Origin of the sequence: Streptomyces sp. YIM 121038 (assembly GCF_006088715.1) — a bacterium.
GTDB lineage: Bacteria > Actinomycetota > Actinomycetes > Streptomycetales > Streptomycetaceae > Streptomyces.
In genome coordinates, this window is the sequence record NZ_CP030771.1 from 8048658 (window position 1) to 8073512 (window position 24855).

At 75.0% G+C, this 24855-nt stretch carries 2 protein-coding genes; both read left to right on the plus strand.

Annotation, left to right across the window (positions count from 1 at the left end):
• Positions 1-42: 42 nt before the first annotated feature.
• Positions 43-9711 (plus strand): type I polyketide synthase, encoded by a 9669-nt coding sequence (locus tag C9F11_RS34295; protein WP_138963061.1) that lies wholly within the window; start codon positions 43-45, stop codon positions 9709-9711.
• Positions 9712-9751: 40 nt separating this feature from the next.
• Positions 9752-24844, plus strand: coding sequence for a type I polyketide synthase (locus C9F11_RS34300; protein WP_138963063.1), 15093 nt, complete (start codon positions 9752-9754; stop codon positions 24842-24844).
• Positions 24845-24855: the final 11 nt, after the last annotated feature.

Sequence of the window (24855 nt, forward strand, 5' to 3'; positions counted from 1 at the left end):
TGTGATGGGTTCGGCCCTCTGCGTTGAAGGAGTCGCACCGAAATGGCGAACGAGCAGAAACTCCGCGAGTACCTCAAGCGAGTTACCGCGGATCTGCACCAGACCCGGCAGCGTCTACAGGACGCCGAGTCCGTGAGCCGGGAGCCCATCGCCATCGTGGCGATGAGCTGCCGCTACCCCGGCGGCGTAGCCGGCCCGGAAGACCTGTGGCAGCTCGTCGCCGAGGGCGGGGACGCGGTCTCCCCCTTCCCCGACGACCGGGGCTGGGACGCGGACCTGCACGACCCCGACCCCAGCCGCCCCGGCAAGAGCTATGCGCGCGAAGGCGGGTTCCTGCACGAGGCCGCCGAGTTCGACCCGGCGTTCTTCGGCATCTCGCCGCGCGAGGCGCTCGCCATCGATCCGCAGCAGCGGCTCCTCCTCGAAGCGACGTGGGAGGCGTTCGAGCGGGCGGGCGTCGACCCCCTGACGGTGCGCGGCTCCCGCACCGGCGTCTTCGTCGGCGTCATGTACGGCGACTACGGCAACCGCATCCTCAGCAACCCGCGGGGCCTCGAAGAGTTCGAGGGCTACCTCGGCAACGGCAGCGCGGGCAGCATCGCGTCCGGCCGCGTCTCCTACACCTTCGGCCTCGAAGGCCCCGCCGTCACCATCGACACGGCCTGCTCCTCCTCGCTGGTCGCCCTGCACCTCGCGGCGCAGGCGCTGCGCCAGGGCGAGTGCTCCCTCGCGCTCGCGGGCGGCGTGACCGTCATGTCGACGCCGGACACCTTCGTGGAGTTCAGCCGTCAGCGCGGCCTGGCCGCCGACGGCCGCTGCAAGGCGTTCGCGGAGGCGGCGGACGGCACCGGCTGGGGCGAGGGCGTGGGCCTGCTCCTCCTGGAGCGCCTCTCCGACGCCCAGCGCAACGGCCACAAGATCCTTGCCGTCGTACGCGGCTCCGCCGTCAACCAGGACGGCGCCAGCAGCGGCCTGACCGCCCCCAACGGGCCCGCGCAGCAGCGCGTCATCCGCGCGGCCCTCGCCAACGCCGGTCTCACGGCCGCCGACGTGGACGCGGTCGAGGCCCACGGCACCGGTACGACCCTGGGCGACCCGATCGAGGCGCAGGCCCTGCTCGCCACCTACGGCCAGGACCGGCCGGAGGGCCAGCCCCTGTGGCTGGGTTCGGTGAAGTCCAACATCGGCCACACCCAGGCCGCCGCCGGTGTCGCGGGCGTCATCAAGATGGTGATGGCGATGCGTGAGGGGACCCTTCCGCGCACGCTGCACGTCGACCGGCCGAACTCCCTCGTGGACTGGGAAGCCGGAGCCGTCGAACTGCTCACCGACGAGCGGACCTGGCCCGAGGCCGACCGGCTGCGCCGGGCTGGTGTCTCGTCCTTCGGCGTCAGCGGCACCAACGCCCATGTGATCGTGGAGCAGGCACCGGTCGAGGAGCCCGCCGAGGCCGTGGAGCCGGTCGCTCCGGTGACGGCCGTGCCGTGGCTGGTGTCCGGTCGCAGCGAGGAGGCCCTGCGGGCGCAGGCCGAGCGGCTGCACGCACACGTGACCGCGCACGGCGGACTCGACCACGTCGACATCGGCTGGTCCCTCCTGTCGAGCCGCACCGCGCACGAACACCGGGCCGTACTGTTCGGCCGGGACCGGTCGCAGTTCCTGACCGGCCTGGAGTCGCTGGCCTCCGGCGGCCCGGCCGCCGTCACGGGCTCGGTGGTCGAGGGCCGCCTCGGTGTGCTCTTCACCGGTCAGGGCAGCCAGCGGATCGGGATGGGCCGTGAGTTGTACGAGGCGTTCCCGGTGTTCGCGGACGCGCTGGACGAGGTGTGTGCTCATGTTGATCCGTGGATAGAACGTTCGCTCCAGAGCGTGATGTTCGGTGCGGACGCCGAGCTGCTGGAGCAGACCGGCTATGCGCAGCCCGCCCTCTTCGCCGTTGAGGTCGCGCTCTTCCGTCTGGCGGAGTCCTTCGGCGTACGTCCGGAGATCGTGGGCGGCCACTCCATTGGTGAGCTGGCGGCCGCGTATGTGGCCGGGTTGTGGTCTCTGGAGGACGCCGCCCAACTGGTCGCTGCGCGGGGTCGTTTGATGCAGGCCCTGCCCGAGGGCGGTGCGATGCTGGCGGTGCAGGCTGCGGAAGCGGATGTGCTGCCGCTTCTGTCGGACCGTGTGGGTGTGGCCGCCGTGAACGGTCCCGCGCAGCTGGTGCTCTCCGGTGACCGGGCGGCCCTCGAAGGCCTGGAGCAGACCCTGCGTGAGCAGGGCCGGAAGGTGAAGTGGCTGAAGGTCAGCCATGCCTTCCACTCGCCGCTGATGGAGCCCGCCCTCGCGGACTTCCGTGAGGTCGCGGCCAAGCTGACGTACCAGGACCCGACGCTCCCGGTCGTCTCCAACCTCACCGGAGCACTGGCGGAGCCCGCCGAGCTGAAGGACCCGGAGTACTGGGTCCGCCACATCCGCGAAGCGGTGCGCTTCCACGACGGCCTCGACGCCCTCACCGGCTTCGGTGCCGCCACACTGCTTGAACTCGGCCCGGACTCCGTCCTGACCGCGATGGCCCACGACACGGTCACGGACCCGGCCGCGCAGGCGGGCCTGGTCGCCGCCCTGCGTAAGGACCGCGCGGAGTCGGACACGTTCCTGGCCGCGCTCGCGCAGCTGCACGTACGCGGCATCGCCGTCGACTGGACCCCGTCGTACGCCCCGGTCGAGTCCCGGCGCCGCGTCGAGCTGCCGACGTACGCCTTCCAGCACCAGACGCTCTGGCTCAACCCTCTGACGGACGGCCCCGTCGAAGCCGCCGACCCCGTGGACGCGGGCTTCTGGGAGGCCGTGGAGGCCGAGGACCTGCGGGCGCTGACGGGAGCGCTGGAGGTCGACGAGGAGACGCCGTTCCGGTCCGTGCTGCCCGCGCTCACGGCGTGGCGGCGGCAGCGGCAGGAGCGGTCCGAGCTGGACCGCTGGCGCTACCGGACCGCGTGGAAGCCGCTCGGCAGGACGGCACCGGGCCGCCTGACGGGCACCTGGCTCGTGGTCGCCGGTGCCGGAGCGCCCGAGGAGACGTGGGTCGACGGGGCCGTACAGGCCCTGGAACAGGGCGGGGCCCGCGCCCGCGTGCTGCGCGTGGGCGCACGGGACGCCGACCGCGCCACGCTGCGGGAACTGCTCAGCCACGCCCTCACCGACCCCGGCGAGGGCGAAGGGCGGGGCGAGCCGGTCGCCGGGGTGCTGTCCCTGCTGGCCTGCGCGCCCGTGGCGGCCGAGGCGCCGAAGGACGGGGACGTCCCGGCCGGAGTCCTTCTGACGCTCGCCCTCGTCCAGGCCCTGGGCGACGAGCGCGTGGACGCGCCGCTGTGGGTGGCGACGCGGGGCGCGGTCTCCACGGGCGCCTCCGACCGCACGGCCGACGCCGACGCCGCGGCGGTGTGGGGCCTCGGCCGGGTCGCGGCCCTCGAACTCCCCGAGCGCTGGGGCGGTCTCGTCGACCTTCCCGAGACCGCGGACACGCGTGCCGTGGCCCGCCTCACCCAGGTCCTCGCGGCCCCGGCGGCCGAGGACCAAGTGGCCGTGCGCGGCTCCGGGGTGTTCGCCCGCCGACTGGAGCGGGCACCGCTCGACGCCGTCGCGGCGGGGGAGTGGACGCCCGAGGGCAGCGTTCTCGTGACCGGTGGCACGGGTGCCATCGGCGGTCACGTCGCGCGCTGGCTCGCCTCCCAGGGCGCCCGGCACCTCGTCCTGACCAGCCGCCGGGGTGCGGACGCGCCCGGTGCGGCCGAGCTGCGTGCGGAGCTTGAGGGGTTGGGTGTCGAGGTCACGATCGCGGCCTGTGATGTGGCTGATCGGGAGGCGTTGGCGCGGCTTCTCGCGGAGATTCCGGAGAGTGTGCCGCTGACCGGTGTGTTCCATACGGCGGGGGTGCTTGATGACGGTGTTCTGGATGGGCTGACGGCGGAGCGGTTCGCGACGGTCTTCCGGCCGAAGGTCCAGGCGGCCCTGAACCTGCACGAGCTGACGCGTGACAGCGAACACCTCACGGCCTTCGTCCTGTTCGCGTCCCTCACCGGCACGGTGGGCGCGCCCGGCCAGGGCAACTACGCCGCCGCGAACGCCTTCCTCGACGCGCTCGCCGAGCGGCGCCGCGCGGCGGGGCTGCCCGCGGTGTCCCTCGCCTGGGGGCCGTGGGCCGGCAGCGGCATGGCCGCCGACGACGGCTCCGAGGAGCGCATGCGCCAGGCGGGCCTGCCCGTCATGGACCCGGCGCGGGCCACCGAGGCCCTGCGCCTGGCGACCGCCCAGGGCGGACAGGCCGCGCTCGTCGTGGCCGACGTGGTGTGGGACCGGTTCCTCGACGGGTTCACGGCCGCCCGGCACAGCACGCTCTTCGACGACCTGCCGGAGGTGGCCGCCCTGCGCGCGGCCCGCCCCGCCGGGCCCGCCGAGACGGCACAGCCGGACCTGAAGCGCCAGCTGGCCGCCCTGTCGCGCCCCGACGCCGAGCGGGCGCTGCTCGACCTCGTACGGACCCACGCCGCCACGGTGCTCGGGCACGGCGGGGTGGACGCGGTGCCCTCGGACGGCGCGTTCAAGGGGCTCGGGTTCGACTCGCTCACCTCGGTGGAGTTCCGCAACCGCCTGGGCGCCGCGACCGGTCTGACGCTCCCGGCGACCCTCGTCTTCGACCACCCCTCGCCGCACGCCGTCGCCGACTACCTGTCCGGCCTCCTCGTCGGCGGCGACCTCTCCGCCGCCGCCACGGAGCCCGCGCCGACCGTCCGTACGGACGACGAGCCCATCGCCATCGTGTCGATGAGCTGCCGCTTCCCCGGCGGCGTACGCGGCCCCGAAGACCTGTGGCGGCTCGTCGCCGACGGCGTCGACGCACTGGGCGAGTTCCCGGCGGGCCGCGGCTGGGACACGGCGTCCCTGTACGACCCGGACCCGGCCACGCCCGGCTCCACCTACGCCCGGCACGGCGGATTCCTGCCGGACGCGGGCGAGTTCGACGCGGACTTCTTCGGCATCTCGCCGCGCGAGGCCCTCGCCATGGACCCGCAGCAGCGGCTCCTCCTGGAGACCTCCTGGGAGCTGTTCGAGCGGGCGGGCATCGACTCGGCGGCCCTGCGCGGCAGCCGTACCGGTGTCTTCGCGGGCACCAACGGCCAGGACTACCTCGACCTCCTCAAGGACGCGCCCGACGGCACCGAGGGCTACATCGGCACCGGCAACGCCGCGAGCGTCGTCTCCGGCCGCCTGTCGTACGCCTTCGGCTTCGAAGGCCCCGCCATGACCGTCGACACGGCCTGCTCCTCGGCCCTCGTCGCCCTGCACCTGGCGGCGCAGGCCCTGCGCCAGGGCGAGTGCGACCTGGCCCTGGCGGGCGGCGTCACGGTGATGTCCACGCCGAGCGCCTTCATCGAGTTCAGCCGTCAGCGCGGCCTGGCCGCCGACGGCCGCTGCAAGGCGTTCGCGGACGCGGCGGACGGCACCGGCTGGGGCGAAGGCGTGGGCCTGCTCCTCCTGGAGCGGCTCTCGGACGCGCGCCGCAACGGCCACGAGGTCCTCGCCGTCGTCAGCGGTTCCGCAGTGAACCAGGACGGCGCGAGCAACGGCCTCACCGCCCCCAACGGCCCCGCCCAGCAGCGCGTCATCCGCGCCGCCCTGGCGAACGCGGGCCTCAAGCCGGGCGACGTGGACGCCGTCGAGGCCCACGGCACCGGCACGGCCCTCGGCGACCCGATCGAGGCGCAGGCCCTGCTCGCCACGTACGGCCAGGAGCGCCCGGCCGAGCGGCCGCTGTGGCTGGGCTCCATCAAGTCCAACATCGGCCACACCCAGGCCGCCGCGGGTGTCGCGGGTGTCATCAAGATGGTGATGGCCCTGCGGGAGGGCGTCCTGCCGCCGACCCTGCACGTGGACCGGCCGAGCACGCACGTCGACTGGGCTTCGGGCGCCGTCGAACTGCTCACGGCGGCCCGCGCGTGGCCCGAGCGGGACGCGGAGCCGCGCCGGGGAGGCGTGTCCTCGTTCGGCATCAGCGGCACCAACGCCCACGTGATCGTCGAGCAGCCCCCGCTGCCGGACCCCGAGGAGTCCGCGGGGGCGGCGGAGCCGGTCGCGCCGATCACGGCCGTGCCGTGGCTCGTGTCGGCCCGGAGCCCGGAGGCCCTGCGGGCGCAGGCCGAGCGCCTGCGCGCGCACGTCGCCGACCGCGAGGAGCTCGACCCGGTCGACGTGGGCTGGTCGCTCCTGTCGGGGCGTGCCGTGCACGAGCACCGGGCGGTGCTCTTCGGCCGGGAGCGGGACGAGTTCCTGACCGGCCTCGACTCGCTCACGTCCGGCGGCCCGGGCGCGGTGTCCGGTGCCGCGACGGGCGGCCGCCTCGGCGTCGTCTTCACCGGCCAGGGCAGCCAGCGCCCCGGCATGGGCCGCGAACTGTACGAGGACTTCGTCGTCTTCGCGGACGCCCTGGACGAGGTGTGCGCCCATATAGACCCGTGGATAGAACGTTCGCTCCAGAGCGTGATGTTCGGTACCGACGCGGACCTCCTTGAGCGGACGGGCTACGCGCAGCCCGCGCTGTTCGCGATGGAAGTCGCCCTGTACCGGCTGGCCGAGTCCTTCGGCGTACGCCCGGAGATCGTGGGCGGTCACTCGATCGGCGAGCTGGCCGCCGCGTACGTGGCAGGACTGTGGTCGCTCGAGGACGCGGCTCAACTGGTCGCCGCACGGGGACGGTTGATGCAGGCCCTGCCCGAGGGCGGCGCCATGTTGGCGGTGCAGGCTGCGGAAGCGGATGTGCTGCCGCTTCTGTCGGACCGTGTGGGTGTGGCCGCCGTGAACGGCCCCGCTCAGCTGGTGCTCTCCGGCGAGCGCGTGGCCCTCGAAGGCCTGGAGCAGACCCTGCGTGAGCAGGGCCGGAAGGTGAAGTGGCTGAAGGTCTCGCACGCCTTCCACTCGCCCCTGATGGAGCCCGCCCTCGCGGACTTCCGCAAGGTCGCGGAGAGCCTGGAGTACAGGGAGCCGAGCTTGCCGGTCGTCTCCAACCTCACCGGTGAACTGGCTGAGCCCGCCGAGCTGAAGGACCCGGAGTACTGGGTCCGTCACATCCGCGAGGCGGTCCGCTTCCACGACGGTTTGAAGGCTCTCCAGGGGCAGGGTGTCTCGACCCTTCTGGAGCTGGGCCCGGACGCCGTTCTGACGGCCATGGCCCATGACACGCTCACCGAACCCGCCGCGCAGGCGGGCCTGGTCGCGGCCGTCCGCAAGGACCGCCCCGAACCCGACACCTTCCTGGCCGCCCTCGCGCAGCTGCACGTACGCGGCATCGAGGTCGACTGGACGCTGCTGTACGCACCCGTCGAGTCCCGGCGCCGCGTCGGCCTGCCGACGTACGCCTTCCAGCGCCGGACGTACTGGCCGCGGCCGACGGAATCCGGCGTGCCGGAGGCGGAGGCCGGGGCCGTGGACGCCGAGTTCTGGGACGTCGTGCGGCGCGAGGACCTGGACGGGCTCGCCGGGGCGCTTGACCTCGACCAGGAGGCCCCGCTGAAGTCGGTGCTCCCGGCGTTGGCCACCTGGCACCGGCGGCAGCAGGAGCGGCACGAGGTGGACGCCCTGCGGTACGGCGTCACGTGGACGCCGCTCGCCGGTGCGGCCGGGCCGGACGCCGGAACGGGCCTCCACGGCACGTGGGCGCTCCTCGTCCCGGCCGACGCGGCCGGACACCCCTGGCGCGCGGCCGCCGAGGAGGCGCTCGCGGAGGCCGGCGCGCGGGTCAGGGCCGTCGTCGTCGGCGACGAGGCGGCCGACCGTACGGCGCTGACGCGGATCCTGCGCGAGACCGGCGGGCCGGCCGCCGTCGAGGGCGTGCTGTCGCTCCTCGCCCTGGACGAGCGACCGTACCGCCACCCGGAGACCGACACCCCTGACCCCGCTCTGACCCGGGGCATGGCCGCGACCCTCGCGCTCGCGCAGGCGGTCGTGGACGCCGGGACCGGCGGGCGGCTGTGGGTCGCGACGTCCGGCGCGGTGTCCGTCGGAGCCGCCGACCCGCTGCACGCCGCGGCCCAGTCGCAGGTGTGGGGCTTCGGCCGGGTCGTGGCCCTGGAGCACCCGGAGGTGTGGGGCGGCCTCATCGACCTGCCCGAGGCCACCGAGGCCAACCAGGCCGTCGACGGACCGGGTTCCGTGCGGGCCCGCCTCGCCGCGCTCCTCTCCCGGGCGGGCGCCGGGGACTTCACCGAGGACCAGCTCGCTCTCCGCCCGTCCGGCGTCCTCGTACGCCGCCTCACGCGGGCCCCCGGCGGCCCCGCGGGCGGCGCGGGCTGGCAGCCGCGCGGCACCGTGCTCGTCACCGGCGGCACCGGCGCCCTCGGCGCGCACGTGGCCCGGTGGCTCGCGGGCCACGGCGCCGCCCGCCTCGTCCTGACGAGCCGACGCGGCCCCGACGCGCCCGGCGCCGCCGAACTCCGCGCCGAACTGGAGGAGTTGGGGGCCGAGGTCACCGTCGCCGCCTGTGACGTGGCCGACCGGGACGCGGTCGCCCGGCTCCTCGACGCGATCCCCGCGGACGCGCCGCTGAGCGCCGTCGTACACGCGGCGGGCGTGGGACAGGACCTGATGATCGCCGAGACCGGGCCCCGGGACTTCGCCGCCATCGTGACGGCCAAGACCGCGGGCGCGGCACACCTGGACGACCTGCTCGGCGACACGCCGCTGGACGCCTTCGTGCTCTTCTCGTCCATCGCCGGAGTGTGGGGCAGCGGCGGCCAGGCCGCCTACGCCGCCGCCAACGCCTTCCTCGACGGACTCGCCGAGCGGCGCGCGGCCCGCGGGCGGCCCGTGACGTCGATCGCCTGGGGCCCGTGGGCGGGCTCCGGCATGGCCGGGGACGACGAGGCGGCCGCGCACCTGCGCAAGCGGGGCCTGCCCGTCATGCGGCCCGACGTGGCCGTCGCCGCCCTGCGGCGCGCGCTCGACGGGCCGGGGCCGCAGGTGACCGTCGCCGACGTCGACTGGGAGCGGTTCGCCCCGGCCTTCACCGTGCGCCGCCCGAGCCCGCTGCTCGACGACCTGCCGGAGGTGCGCCGCGCGCTCACCGCCGCGCCGGACGCCACCGGTGGCGGGGCCGCCGAGGGCGACGCCGCGACCGCGCTGCGCGACCGGCTCGCCGCCGCGCCGCCCGCCGACCGCGAGCGGATCGTCCTGGAGCTGGTGCGCACCGAGGTCGCCGCCGTCCTCGGACACACCGGCACGGCAGCGGTGCGCGAGGACCGCGCGTTCAAGGAGTTCGGCTTCGACTCGCTGACCGCCGTCGAACTGCGCACCCGGCTGAACACCGCGACCGGACTGAGCCTGCCCAGCACGCTCGTCTTCGACCACCCGACCCCCGGGGAGCTCGCCCGCGAACTCCTCGCCGAACTCCTGCCGGACGCCGCACCCGGCGACGCGGACGACGCCTACGCCGTCCACGCCGCCGACGGCGCGGCGGACCACCCCGCGGACGCCGAAGTCCGCAGGGCCCTGGCGGCCGTCCCGGTCGCCCGCATCCGCGAGGCGGGCCTGCTCGACGCGTTGCTGCGGCTCGCCGCACCGGACCCGGCGGCGGCCCCGGCCACCGCCGCGCCCGATGACGACGACGCGGACGCCTCGATCGACGCCATGGACGTGGCCAACCTGATCCAGATGGCCTTGGACAACAGTGATTCCTGACGCAGCGATTCCTGACGCAGCACGAAATGTGGAGCCGGACATGACGAGGCCTTCGGACACGGTCGTCGATGCGCTGCGCGCGTCTCTGAAGGAGACCGAGCGGCTGCGACGGCAGAACCAGCAGCTGACGGCGGCTTCCCGGGAGCCGATCGCGATCGTCGGCATGAGCTGCCGCTTCCCCGGCGGCGTGGCGAGCCCCGAGGACCTGTGGCGGCTCGTCGCCGACGGCGCCGACGCCATCGGCGACCTGCCCGACGACCGGGGCTGGGACGTCGACGCGCTCTACGACCCCGACCCCGACAAGCGCGGCACCTTCTACGCCCGCCAGGGCGGCTTCCTGCGCGACGCGGGGGAGTTCGACGCCGCGTTCTTCGGCATCTCGCCGCGCGAGGCCCTGGCCATGGACCCGCAGCAGCGGCTGCTCCTGGAGACGGCGTGGGAGGCCTTCGAGCGCGCCGGGATCGACCCGGCGACCCTGCGCGGCACCCGCGCCGGGGTCTTCGTCGGCTCCGGCTACCAGGGCTACGGCGAAGGCGTCCGGCAGGCCCCCGAAGGCGTCGAGGGCCACCTGCTGACCGGCAACACCACCAGCGTCATGTCCGGTCGCCTCTCCTACGTCCTCGGCCTCCAGGGCCCGGCGGTCACGGTCGACACGGCCTGCTCGTCCTCGCTCGTGGCCCTGCACCTGGCCGCGCAGGCCCTGCGCCAGGGCGAGTGCACCATGGCCCTGGCGGGCGGCGTGACCGTCATGTCGTCCCCCGAGACGTTCGTGGAGTTCAGCCGTCAGCGCGGCCTCGCGGTGGACGGCCGCTGCAAGGCGTTCGCCGAGGGCGCGGACGGCACGGGCTGGGGCGAGGGCGTCGGCATGCTCCTCGTCGAGCGCCTGTCCGACGCGCGCCGCAACGGCCACAAGGTCCTCGCGGTCGTCCGCGGCTCCGCCGTCAACCAGGACGGCGCGAGCAACGGTCTGACCGCCCCCAACGGCCCGTCCCAGCGCCGCGTCATCCGCGCGGCCCTCGCCAACGCGGGCGTGACCGCCGCCGACGTGGACGTAGTGGAGGCCCACGGCACGGGCACCACGCTGGGCGACCCCATCGAGGCGCAGGCGCTGCTCGCCACGTACGGCAAGGAGCACTCGGCCGAACGCCCGCTGTGGCTGGGCTCCCTGAAGTCCAACATCGGCCACACGCAGGCCGCCGCCGGTGTCGCGGGCGTCATCAAGACGGTCATGGCGCTGCGCCACGGCGTCCTGCCCAAGACGCTGCACGTGGACGCCCCGACCTCCGAAGTCGACTGGTCGGCCGGGAGCGTCGAGCTCCTGACCGATGCCCGCGCGTGGGCCGAGCGGGACGGCGGCGGGCCGCGCCGCGCGGGCGTCTCCTCCTTCGGCATGAGCGGCACCAACGCCCACGTCATCGTGGAGCAGGCGCCGCCGGTCGAGGAGCCGGCGGCCGAGGAGGCCTCCGCGACGCCCGTCGTCCCGGGCGTGGTGCCCCTCGCCCTCTCCGCGAAGACGTCCGACGCCCTGCGCGCCCAGGCCGCCCGCCTGCACGCGCACCTGCTGGCGAACACCGAGGTGGACGCGGACGACCTGGCCTGGACGCTCGCCACGGCCCGTTCGCGGTTCGAGCAGCGGGGCGTCGTCCTCGGGCGTGACCGGGACGACCTCCTGGCCGGGCTTGAGCGCCTTGCCGACGGCGACGCCCTCACGGGCCGCGCCCTCGGCGGCATGGTCCGTCCGGTGTTCGTGTTCCCGGGTCAGGGTTCGCAGTGGGCCGGGATGGCCCGCGAACTGCTTGATGAGTCGCCGGTGTTCGCGGAGCGGATGCGGGAGTGCGCGGACGCGCTCGCGGAGTTCGTGGACTGGGATCTCCTGGAGGAGTTGAGCGGCGACCGGTTCGACCGGGTGGATGTCGTTCAGCCCGTGTTGTTCGCGGTGATGGTGTCGCTGGCTGCTGTCTGGCAGGCGGCCGGGGTGAAGCCCGCCGCCGTGGTGGGCCACAGCCAGGGCGAGATCGCGGCCGCGTGCGTCGCGGGCGCGCTGTCCCTGCGGGACGCCGCTCGTGTGGTTGCCCTGCGGAGCCTGGCGATTCGTGAGCTGTCGGGCAAGGGCGGCATGGTGTCGGTGCCGCTGCCCGAGCAGGACGTTCGTGAGCTGATCGCGGGTTGGGAGGGCCGGATCGAGGTCGCGGCCGTCAACGGCCCGGCTCAGGTCGTCGTCTCCGGTGAGCCGGAGGCCCTGGAAGAGCTGGTCGCTCACTGCACGGGTCAGGACATCCGCGCTCGTACGATCCCGGTGGACTACGCCTCGCACTCCTCGTACGTGGAGGAGATCGAGGCCCAGATCCTGGAGGCCCTTGAGGGTGTGAGCCCGCAGGCCGCCGACGTCCCGGTGTACTCGACGCTGACCGGTTCGTGGCTGGACGCGACGCCGATGGACGCGGGCTACTGGTACCGCAACCTGCGTCAGACGGTCCTGTTCGAGCACGCCACCCGAGGCCTTCTGGCCGAGGGCCACGGTCTGTTCCTGGAGATGAGCCCCCACCCGGTCCTGACCGTCCCGGTGCAGGCCACCATCGACGCCACCGACAGCCAGGCCGCGACCCTGGGCTCCCTCCGACGTGACGACGGGGGCGCCGACCGCCTCGCCGCCTCCCTCGCCGAAGCCCACGTCCACGGCGCCGAGCTGGACTGGAAGGCCCTCTTCCCCGGCACGCGTACGACCGTCGACCTGCCCACCTACCCCTTCCAGCGGCAGCACTACTGGCTGCGCGCCGACTCCGATGCCGGTGACGTCACCGCGGCCGGGCTCGATGACGCGGGGCACCCGCTGCTGGGCGCGGCGGTGCCGCTGGCCGACGGCGACGGGCATCTCCTCACCGGGCGGCTCTCGCTGCGCACGCACCCCTGGCTGGCCGACCACGCCGTGGCGGGAGCCGTGCTGCTGCCCGCGACGGCGTTCGTGGAGCTGGCGACGCGCGCGGGTGACCAGGTCGGCTGCGACCTGGTCGAAGAACTCACCATGGAGACACCGCTCGTCGTCCCCGGAACGGGCGGCGTACAGCTCCAGCTGACCGTGGGCTCCGCCGACGCCTCCGGGCGGCGGTCGCTGGCCTTCCACTCACGCCCCGAGGCCGGGCCCGACGCGGGCGGCGCGGAGGCCGAGCCGTGGGCCCGGCACGCCACCGGCGTACTGGCCGTGAGCACGGCGGACACCGCACCCGGCGCATCCGAACTGGCCCAGTGGCCGCCGCACGGCGCGGAGGCCGTCGGCGTCGACGGCCTCTACGAGGAGTTCGCGGCGGCGGACGTCCAGTACGGCCCGGCCTTCCAGGGGCTGCGCGGCGCCTGGCGGCGCGGCGACGAGGTGTTCGCCGAGGTGAGCGTCCCCGAGGACCGGCGTGACGAGGCGGGCCGCTTCGGCCTGCACCCCGTCCTCCTCGACGCGGCGCTCCAGGCGGCGCACCTCGCACAGGACGGCTCGCGCGACTCGGACGGGCTGGACGGCTCGGACGGCTCGCGCGGCGACGAAAGCGGCGCGCCCCGGCTGCCGTTCTCCTGGAGCGACGTCTCCCTGTACGCGACCGGGGCGAAGTCCCTGCGGGTACGCCTGACCCGCTCCGGAAGCGACGGCGACACCGTCTCCGTGCTGCTGGCCGACGAGTCCGGCGCGCCCGTCGCGCGAATCGGGGCGCTGGTGTCCCGCGCCGTCGACGCGGGCCGGAGCCTCGCCGCGCAGCGCACCCGCGTACCGCACCTGTACCGCGTCAACTGGGTGGCCGCGCAGACCGGCGGTGCGGTCACGGCCGAGTCGTGGGCCGTCTTCGGCGCGGGCGCCGAGCGGGTGGCCTGCGCCCTCAGCGAGGACGGCGTCGACGTCACCGCGTACCCGGCCCTCGCCGACCTGGCCGCGGCGGTCGCCGACGGCACCGCGCCCGCGCCCGGCGTCGTGGTCGCGGCCCCGGACCTGACGGCGGCCACCGACGACACCGTGGCCCCGGGCACCCCCACGGCTACCGATCACACCGCGGCCCCGGGTTCCCCCGCGGCCGCCGACGGCATCGCGGCCGCCGTGCACGCCACCACCGGTGCGGCGCTCGCCCTCGTCCAGGCGTGGCTCGCCGACGCCCACCTCGCCGACGCGCGCCTGGTCGTCCTGACGCGCGGCGCCGCCGCCGTCACCCCCGACGAGCCGGTGCCCGGCCTCGCCCACACCGCCGTGCTCGGGCTGCTGCGCTCCGCGCAGTCCGAGGAGCCCGGCAGGTTCGTCCTCGCCGACGTGGACGACGCGCCCGAGTCGCTGCGGGCGCTGCCCGCCGCGTACGCGCACGGCGAGCCGGAGTGCGCCGTGCGCGCCGGTGCCGTGCTCGTCCCCCGGCTCACCCGCGACCTCGGCGAACCCGCCGAGGACCCCGCCGCCCTGAACGCGTCCGGCACCGCCCTGGTGACCGGCGCCCCCGGCGGTCTCGGCGGCCTCGTCGCCCGGCACCTCGCCACCGTGCACGGCGTACGGCACCTGCTGTTCCTCGGGCGCCGCGGCCCCGAAGCCCCCGGAGCCGCCGAACTCGCCGCGTACATGGCCGAGTCGGGTGTCGGCATCGACATCGTCGCCTGCGACGCCGCGGACCGGGACGCCCTCGCGGCGGCCCTGGCCCGCGTACCCGACGAGCACCCGCTCACCGCGGTCGTCCACACCGCGGGCGTCTTCGACGACGGCATCACCTCCTCGCTCACCGCCGAGCAGCTGGACCGCGTCCTGCGGCCCAAGGTCGACGCCGCCGTCAACCTGCGGACGCTCACCGCGGCCGCCGACCTCGACGCGTTCGTCCTGTTCTCCTCCGTCGCCGGTGTCCTCGGCGGCGCGGGGCAGGGCAACTACGCGGCGGGCAACACCTTCCTCGACGCCTACGCGCACGCCCTGCGCGGCCAGGGCGTGCCCGCGACCTCCCTCGCCTGGGGCCTGTGGGCCGAACGCGGCGGCATGGCAGGGCAGATCACCGCCGACGACCTGGACCGGATGACCCGCTCCGGCATCGCCCCGCTCGCCACCGAGCAGGGCCTCGGCCTGCTGGACGCCGCGCTCGGGCTCCGCGCCGCCGCCCTCGTGCCGGTGCGCCTCGACACCGCCGCGCTGCGCACCGCGCACGGCCCGCACCTGCCGCCGCTGCTCGGCGGCCTCGTCCACGGCCCCGCCCGGCGCGCCGTCGCCGACCGGGGCGGCGCGGACGGCGACACGCCCGCCCTGGTCCGCGGCCTGCGCGGCCTCGCGGCGGACGAGCGCGAGCGCGCGCTCCTCGACCACGTGCGCGGCCAGGCCGCCGCCGTCCTCGGCTACGCCTCCGGCGACGACGTGGACGCCGAGCGCGCCTTCCGCGACCTGGGCTTCGACTCCCTGACGGCCGTCGAGCTGCGCAACCGCCTGAAGGAGACGAGCGGCCTGCGGCTGCCCGCGACCCTCGTCTTCGACTACGCCAACCCCCTGGCCCTCGCCCGCCACCTCGCCTCCGAACTGACCGACGGCGAGGCCTCGGCCACCACCACGACGGGCGCGGCGCTGCCCGCGCCCGCCCAGGGGCACACCGACGAGCCCATCGCCATCGTCGCCATGAGCTGCCGCTTCCCCGGCGGCGTGGCGAACCCCGAGGACCTGTGGCGGCTCGTCGGCGCGGGCGCCGACGCCACCTCCGGCCTGCCCGAGGGCCGCGGCTGGGACACCGCCAACCTGTACGACCCCGACCCCGACCACCAGGGCACCACGTACTCGCGCGGCGGCGGATTCCTGCACGAGGCAGGCGAGTTCGACGCCTCGTTCTTCGGGATATCCCCGCGCGAGGCCCTGGCCATGGACCCGCAGCAGCGGCTCCTCCTGGAGACCGCGTGGGAGGCCTTCGAGCGCGCCGGGATCGACCCGGCCACCCTGCGCGGCAGCGCGGGCGGCGTCTTCGTCGGCGCCTCGTCGCAGGGCTACGGCGAAAGCCTGCGGGAGGTCCCCGACGGCCTCGAAGGCCACCTGATGACCGGCAACTCCACGAGCGTCATCTCCGGTCGCCTCGCCTACTCCTTCGGCCTGGAGGGCCCGGCGGTCACCGTCGACACGGCCTGCTCGTCGTCGCTCGTGGCCCTGCACCTGGCGGCGCAGGCGCTGCGCCAGGGCGAGTGCTCCCTGGCCCTCGCGGGCGGCGCCACGGTCATGTCGACGCCCGACACCCTCGTCGCGTTCAGCCGCCAGCGCGGCCTGGCCGCGGACGGCCGCTGCAAGCCGTTCGCCGAGGGCGCCGACGGCTTCGGCGTCGGCGAGGGCATCGGCATGCTCGTCCTGGAGCGCCTGTCCGACGCCCGCCGCAACGGCCACAAGGTCCTCGCGGTCGTCCGGGGCTCCGCCATCAACCAGGACGGCGCCAGCAACGGCCTCACCGCCCCCAACGGTCCCTCCCAGCAGCGCGTGATCCGCGCCGCCCTCACCAACGCCCGGCTCGGCGCGGCCGACGTGGACGCGGTCGAGGCGCACGGCACGGGCACGTCGCTGGGCGACCCCATCGAGGCCCAGGCCCTCATGGCCACGTACGGAAAGGACCGGCCCGGCGACCGGGAGCCCCTGTGGCTCGGCTCCGTCAAGTCCAACATCGGGCACGCCCAGGCGGCCGCGGGCGTCGCGGGCGTCATCAAGATGGTCATGGCGATGCGGCACGGCGTCCTGCCGAAGACGCTGCACGCCGAGACGCCGACGACCGAGGTCGACTGGTCCGAAGGGGCCGTCGAGCTGTTGACCGAGGAGCGCGAGTGGACCGCGCCGGAGACGGGACGGCCGCGGCGCGCGGGCGTCTCCTCCTTCGGCATGAGCGGCACCAACGCGCACGTGATCGTGGAGCAGGCACCGGTGGAGGAAGCACTTCCCGCCGACGCCGGCGACGGGCCCGCACCGGCCACCGCACCGTCGGTGGTCCCCGGCCTCGTCCCGCTGGCCCTGTCGGCGAAGAGCGAGAACGCGCTGCGCGCACAAGCGGACCGGCTCCGGGAGCGCTTGCTCGCCGAAGCGGACCATGACGACACCGAGAAGATCGGCCTGACGGACCTCGGCTGGTCCCTGACGATGACCCGCTCCCGGTTCGAGCACCGGGGCGTCGTCCTCGGCCGCGACCGCGAGGAACTCCTCACCGCCCTTGAGCGGCTCGCCGAGGGCGATGCCACGGCGGGTGGTGTGGTCACGGGCCGCGCGGTGAGTGGCGCGGGTCGTGCGGTGTTCGTGTTCCCGGGTCAGGGTTCGCAGTGGGCCGGGATGGCGCGCGAACTGCTTGATGAGTCGCCGGTGTTCGCGGAGCGGATGCGGGAGTGCGCGGACGCGCTCGGTGAGTTCGTGGAGTGGGATCTGCTGGAGGAGCTGGGCGGCGACCGGTTCGACCGGGTGGATGTGGTTCAGCCGGTGTTGTTCGCGGTGATGGTGTCGTTGGCTGCTGTGTGGCAGGCGGCCGGAGTGAAGCCTGCCGCTGTCGTCGGTCACAGTCAGGGTGAGATCGCGGCCGCGTGCGTCGCGGGTGCGCTGTCCCTGCGGGATGCGGCTCGTGTGGTGGCGCTGCGGAGCTTGGCGATTCGTGAGCTGTCGGGTAAGGGCGGCATGGTGTCCGTGCCGCTGCCCGAGGCCGAGGTCCGTGAGGTGATCGCGGGTTGGGAGGGCCGGATCGAGGTCGCGGCTGTCAACGGCCCGGCTCAGGTGGTCGTCTCGGGTGAGCCGGAGGCGTTGGAGGAGCTGGTCGCGCAGTGCGTGGCCCGCGATGTGCGTGCCCGTACGATTCCGGTGGACTACGCGTCGCACTCCTCGTACGTCGAGGAGATCGAGGTGCAGATCCTGGAGGCGCTTGAGGGTGTGAGTCCGCAGGCCGCTGAGGTTCCGGTGTTCTCGACGCTGACCGGTTCGTGGCTGGACGCGACGCCGATGGACGCGGGCTATTGGTACCGGAACCTGCGTCAGACGGTCCTGTTCGAGCACGCCACGCGCGGTCTCCTGGCCGAGGGCCACGGCCTGTTCCTGGAGATGAGCCCCCACCCGGTGCTCACGGTCCCCGTGCAGGCCACCATCGAGGCCGCCGGGCGCGAAGGGGCGGCCGTCGCTCTCGGGTCGCTGCGGCGCGACGAAGGCGGGGCGGTACGGCTGCTCGCCTCGGTCGCCGAGGCGCACGCGCGCGGTGCCGAGCTGGACTGGAAGGCGTTCTACCCGGGCGCCGGGACCGTCGTCGACCTGCCCACGTACGCCTTCCAGCGCCAGCACTACTGGCTGACCGAGGACGAGGCGCCCGGCGCGGCGCCCGTACTCGCCGTGGACGAGGTCGAGGCGCGCTTCTGGGAGGCCGTGGAGCGCGAGGACCTGGCGGAGCTGACGGCCGAGCTGGAGATCGCGGAGGACTCGGCCGCGGGGCTCGGCTCCGTTCTGCCCGCCCTGTCGTCGTGGCGGCGGCAGCGCCGCGAGCGGTCGGCCCTGGACGCCTTGCGCTACCGCGTGACCTGGAAGCCGCTGGCGAACAGCGCCCTGCCTGCGTCCGGGCTCACCGGCCGGTGGCTGGTGGTGCTGCCCGAGAACGCCGCGAACCACCCGTGGGCCGCGGGCTCCGTCGCGGCCCTGACGCGGGCCGGTGCGGAGGTGGCCGAACTGTGGCTCACCTCCGACCAGGTGACGCGTGAGGCGCTGGCCGAGCGGCTGCGTGACCTCCCCGGTGGGGACCTCCCTGGCGGGGACCTCCCCGGTGGGGACCTCCCCGGTGGGGACCTCGCCGGTGGGGACCTCGCCGGTGTGGTCTCGCTCCTCGGTCTCGACGAGACCGTCGTCGACGGGCACGAGGCCGTGTTCGCCGGGCTCGCGGGGACCGTCGCGCTGGTGCAGGCCCTCGGTGACGCCGGGATCGGCGCGCGCCTCTGGACGGTGTCGCACGGCGCCGTCGCCACCGGCCGCGGCGACCGGGCCGTCAGCCCCGACCAGGCGCAGCTGTGGGGTCTCGGCCGGGTCGTGGCCCTGGAACACCCGGACCGCTGGGGCGGTCTGGTCGACCTGCCGCCGTCGTACGACACCCGTACGGGCGCGCGCTTCGCCGCCGCCCTCACGGGGCCCGGCGGCGAGGACCAGCTCGCGGTGCGGAACACGGGCGTCTTCGTGCGCCGCTTCGCGCACGCCCCGCTGCCCGAGGACCGGGGCGCGGAGCCCCAGTGGTCGCCGCGCGGCACCGCCCTGATCACCGGCGGCACCGGCGCGATCGGCGGGCACGTGGCGCGCTGGCTGGCCCGCGAGGGCGTCGAGCACCTCGTCCTGACGAGCCGCCGCGGCCTCCAGGCGCCGGGCGCGCCCGAACTGAAGGCCGAGCTGGAGGAGCTGGGCGCCGACGTCACCGTCGCGGCCTGCGACGTGGCCGACTGGGACGCGGTCGCGGGGCTCCTCGACGAGCTGGCGGCGGACGGGCGCACCCTGCGCTCCGTCTTCCACGCGGCGGGCGCCGGTCAGGAGCAGCCGCTGCACACGATGACCACGGCGGACGTCGCCGCCGTCCTGGAGGCGAAGGTCGCGGGCGCCGCGCACCTCGACGAGCTCCTCGACACCGGTTCGCTCGACGCGTTCGTGCTGTTCTCCTCCAACGCCGGGGTGTGGGGCAGCGGCAGCCAGGGCGCCTACGCGGCCGCCAACGCCCACCTCGACGCCCTCGCCGAGTGGCGCCGCGCCCGCGGTCTGACCGCCACCTCCGTGGCGTGGGGCCTGTGGGGCGGCGGCAGCGGCATGGCCGGTGCCGAGGCCGAGGAAGCGCTGCGGCGCGTCGGCGTCACGGCCATGGAGCCGGGGCTCGCGGTCGCCGCGCTCGCCCAGGCGGTGGCGTACGACGAGACGTTCGTGGCCGTCGCGGACGTGGACTGGGAGCGGTTCGCGCCCGCCTTCACGTCCGTGCGGCCCAGCCCGTTCCTCGCCGAACTGCCCGAGGTGCGGCGCGCCCTCGAAGGGCCGGAGACGGCCGCCGCGCCCGCCGGGACGCACGCGGTCGCGGGCTCCGAGTGGGCCGAGCGGCTCGCCGCCCTGCCGGTGCCGGAGCGGGAGCGGGTGGCCCTCGACCTGGTACGGGCGCACGCCGCGGCCGTGCTCGGCTACGCGGGCGCGGAGGCCGTCGAGCCCGACCGCGCCTTCCGCGAGCTGGGCTTCGACTCCCTGACGGCCGTCGAGGTCCGCAACCGGCTCACCGCCGCGACCGGCCTCAAGCTGCCCACGACCCTCGTCTTCGACTACCCCAACGCCCGGCTGCTCGCCGCCCAGCTGCGCCGCGAGGCGCTCGGCGACGCGCCGGGCACCACCGGGACGCGGGCCGTCGCGCCCGCCCCCGCCGACGACCCGATCGCCATCGTGTCGATGAGCTGCCGCTACCCGGGCGGCGCCACCAGCCCGGACGCCCTGTGGCGGCTCGTGTCCGAGGGCACGGACGCGATCTCGGTGTTCCCCGCCGACCGCGGCTGGGAGACCACCGGCGCGGCGGCGTACCGCGCGGAGGGCGGATTCCTCTACGACGCCGCCGAGTTCGACGCCGCGTTCTTCGGCATCTCGCCGCGCGAGGCCCTCTCCATCGATCCCCAGCAGCGCCTCCTCCTGGAGGCCTCGTGGGAGCTGTTCGAGCGCGCGGGCATCGCCCCCGCCTCCGTGCGCGGCCACCAGACCGGCGTCTTCATCGGCTCCGGCTACCAGGGCTACGGCGAGGGCGTCCAGGACCTGCCCGAGGGCGTCGAGGGCTACCTGCTCACCGGCAGCGCCGGAGCGGTGGTCTCGGGCCGCCTGTCGTACGCGTTCGGGCTCGAAGGCCCGGCGGTGACGGTCGACACGGCGTGCTCGTCCTCGCTCGTGGCCCTGCATCTGGCCGCGCAGGCCCTGCGGCAGGGCGAGTGCGACATGGCCCTGGCGGGCGGCGTCACCGTGATGTCGACGCCCACCGCCTTCGACGAGTTCAGCAAGCAGCAGGGCCTGGCCGCCGACGGCCGCTGCAAGCCGTTCGCGGAGGCGGCGGACGGCACCGGCTGGGGCGAGGGCGTGGGCCTGCTGCTCCTGGAGCGCCTGTCGGACGCGCGGCGCAACGGCCACGAGGTCCTCGCGGTGGTCAAGGGTTCCGCAGTGAACCAGGACGGTGCGAGCAACGGTCTGACCGCCCCGAACGGACCCTCGCAGCAGCGGGTGATCCGTGCGGCCCTGGCCAACGCCGGGCTGACCGCCGGTGACGTGGACGCGGTCGAGGCGCACGGCACGGGCACCACCCTCGGTGACCCGATCGAGGCGCAGGCGCTGCTTGCCACCTACGGCCAGGAGCGCCCGGCCGAGCGGCCGCTGTGGCTGGGCTCCATCAAGTCCAACATCGGCCACACCCAGGCCGCTTCGGGCGTCGCCGGTGTCATCAAGATGGTCCTCGCCATGCGGGAGGGCGTCCTGCCGCAGACGCTGCACGTGGACCGCCCGAGCACGCACGTGGACTGGTCGGCGGGTGCCGTCGAACTCCTCACGGAGGCCCGGGAGTGGGCCGGGCGTGCGGACGTGCCGCGTCGCGCGGGTGTGTCGTCCTTCGGTGTGAGCGGCACCAACGCCCACGTGATCGTGGAGCAGGCGCCCGTCGAGGAGTCGGCGGAGGTCGTGGAGCCGGTCGCGCCGGTGACGGCTGTGCCGTGGCTGGTGTCCGGTCGCAGCGAGGAGGCCCTGCGGGCGCAGGCCGAGCGCCTCCGGGACCACATCACGGACGACAGCGCCCTGGACACGGTGGACCTGGGCTGGTCGCTCCTGTCGGGCCGGTCGCCGCTGGAGCACCGGGCCGTGGTCCTGGGCCAGAGCAGGGAGGAACTCCTGGCGGGCCTCGAAACCCTGGCGTCCGGCGGGCGCGGGGCCGTCACGGGCTCGGTGGTCGAGGGCCGCCTCGGTGTGCTCTTCACCGGCCAGGGCAGCCAGCGGATCGGGATGGGCCGTGAGTTGTACGAGGCGTTCCCGGTGTTCGCGGACGCGCTGGACGAGGTGTGCGCTCATGTTGATCCGTGGATAGAACGTTCGCTCCAGAGTGTGATGTTCGGTGCGGACGCGGACCTGTTGGAGCAGACGGGTTACGCCCAGCCCGCGCTGTTCGCCGTTGAGGTCGCGCTGTATCGCCTCGCGGAGTCCTTCGGCGTACGTCCGGAGATCGTGGGCGGTCACTCCATTGGTGAGCTGGCGGCCGCGTACGTGGCCGGGCTGTGGTCCCTCGAAGACGCCGCCCAACTGGTCACTGCGCGTGGCCGGTTGATGCAGGCCCTGCCCGAGGGCGGTGCCATGCTGGCCGTGCAGGCCACAGAAGCGGACGTGCTGCCGCTTCTGTCGGACCGTGTGGGTGTGGCGGCCGTGAACGGCCCCGCGCAGCTGGTGCTTTCCGGTGATCGCGCGGTGCTCGAAGCCCTGGAAGAGGCCCTGCGCGACCAGGGCCGGAAGGTGAAGTGGCTGAAGGTCTCGCACGCCTTCCACTCGCCCCTCATGGACCCGGCGCTCGACGACTTCCGCAAGGTCGCGGCCAAGCTGACGTACCAGGAGCCGACTCTCCCCGTCGTCTCCAACCTCACCGGTGAACTGGCGGAGCCCGCTGAGCTGAAGGACCCCGAGTACTGGGTCCGCCACATCCGCGAAGCCGTCCGCTTCCACGACGGGCTGAAGGCTCTCCAGGGGCAGGGCGTCTCGACCCTCCTTGAACTGGGCCCCGACGCGGTCCTCACCGCGATGGCGCACGACACGCTCACGGACCCGGCCGCGCAGACGGGCCTGGTCGGCGCGTTGCGGAAGGACCGCCCCGAGACCGACGCGTTCCTCGCCGCCCTGGCGCAGCTGCACGTACGCGGAGTCGAGGTCGACTGGGCGCCGCTGTACGCCCCGGTCGAGACGCGGCGCCGCGTCGAGCTGCCGACCTACGCCTTCCAGCACGACCGCTACTGGCTGACGTCGGGCCCCGCCGCCACCCGTACCGGCGGGGTCGCCGCCGACGAGGTGGAGGCCCGGTTCTGGGAGGCCGTGGAGGCCGAGGACCTGGAGTCGCTGAGCGCCGAGCTGGGCGGCGGTGCCGACGGCGGTGCACTGGGGGAGGTGCTTCCGGTCCTGTCGTCGTGGCGGCGGCAGCGGCGTACGGCGTCGACACTGGACGCCCTGCGCTACCGCGTGGCCTGGAAGCCGCTGGGCCACGCGCCCGCCGCGCGGCTCGACGGCACGTGGCTGCTCGTCGTGCCGGACGGCGGCGCGGACGTCGCCGACTGGGCGGCCTCGGTCGGGAACGCGCTCGGCGGACTCGGCGCCGAGGTGCGCACGGTGGTCGTACCGGACGCCGAAGGGGCCGGCCGCGACGAACTCGCGGAGCGGCTGCGCAAGGAGGCGGCGGCCGGCGACGGCGCGCTGTCCGGCGTGCTCTCGCTGCTGGCCGCGGACGAGGAGCCGCACGCCGTGCGCGGCGGAGTCAGCCGCGGGCTCGCGGCGACCGTGACCCTGGTGCGGGCCCTGCACGCCGCGGACCTGGGCGCCCCGCTCTGGCTCGCCAGCCGGTCCGCGCTGACCGTCGGCGGCGCGGACCCCGCGCCCCGGCACGCGCAGGCGGCCCTGTGGGGCCTGGGCCGCGTGGTGGCCGTGGAGTACCCGCGGCTGTGGGGCGGCCTGGTCGACCTGCCGGAGACGGCCGACGCGCGGGCCACCGCCGGGCTCGCCGGTGTCGTCGGCGGCGCCTGGACCGGTGAGGACCAGGTGGCCGTGCGCGGCTCCGGGGTGTTCGCGCGCCGCCTGGAGCGGGCGCCGCTCGACACCGCCACGGCGGGGCAGTGGACGCCGGACGGCACCGTCCTGGTGACCGGTGGCACGGGTGCCATCGGCGGCCACGTCGCGCGCTGGCTCGCCGAACAGGGCGCCCGGCACCTCGTCCTGACCAGCCGCCGGGGCGCGGACGCCCCGGGAGCCGCCGAACTCCGGGCGGAACTTGAGGAGTTGGGTGCCGAGGTCACGATCGCCGCCTGCGACGTGGCTGACCGCGACGCGCTGGCGGGCCTGCTCGACGCGATTCCCGACGCCGCCCCGCTGACCGCCGTCTTCCACACGGCGGGCGTCCTGGACGACGGCGTGCTCGACGGAGTGACGGCGGAGCGGATCGCCACCGTCTTCCGGGCGAAGGTGGAGTCGGCCCGCCACCTGGACGAGCTGACGTCCGGCCTCGACCTGTCGGCGTTCGTGCTCTTCTCGTCCTTCGCCGGGCTCTCCGGCGGCACCGGACAGGGGAGTTACGCCGCCGCCAACGCCGCGCTCGACGCGCTCGCCGAGCACCGCAGGGCGCGCGGCCTCCCCGCGACCTCCGTCGCCTGGGGCGCGTGGGGCGGCGGCGGCATGGCCGCCGACCGGGCACGGGGCGGCGCCGTGCCGCCCATGGAGCCGGAGCTCGCGGTCGCCGCGCTCGGCGGGGCCCTCGGCCAGGACCCGGCCGTCACGGTCATCGCCGACGTCGACTGGGAGCAGTACCTGGCAGGCGGCCCGGCGCTCGCGCCCAACCCGCTCTTCGCCGACCTGCCCGAGGCCCGCGCCCTCCAGGAGCGCACGGCCCGCACGGACGGCGGGGCGGCCGACGGCACGGAACCCGACCTGGCGCGGCAGCTCGCGGCGCTCTCCGGGCCCGAGCGGGACCGCCTCCTGGAGGACCTGGTCCGCACGCACGCGGCGGACGTCCTCGGCTACCCGGGGCCGGAGCGGGTCGAACCCGGCCGGGCCTTCCGGGAGCTCGGCTTCGACTCCCTCACCGCCGTCGAACTGCGCAACGCGCTCGGCACGGCCACCGGCCTGCCGCTGCCCACCACCCTCGTCTTCGACCACCCCACGCCCGTGGCGCTCGCCGCCTACCTCAAGGCCGAACTGGCCCCGGGCGACGGCGAGTCGGCGGCGCTCCTGTCCCAGCTCGACACGCTGGAGCTGGGGCTCGCCGAGAGCGCGCCGTCCGACGACGAGCTGGCCACGATCGCCGAGCGGCTGCGGGTGCTGCTCGACCGGTGCACCCGTGGCGCGGACGACGACGAGGACGCGCAGGTCGCGGAGGAGCTGGAGTCCGCGTCCGACGACGAGATGTTCGACTTCATCAGCAAGGAGTTCGGGATCTCCTGATGTGCCGCCCC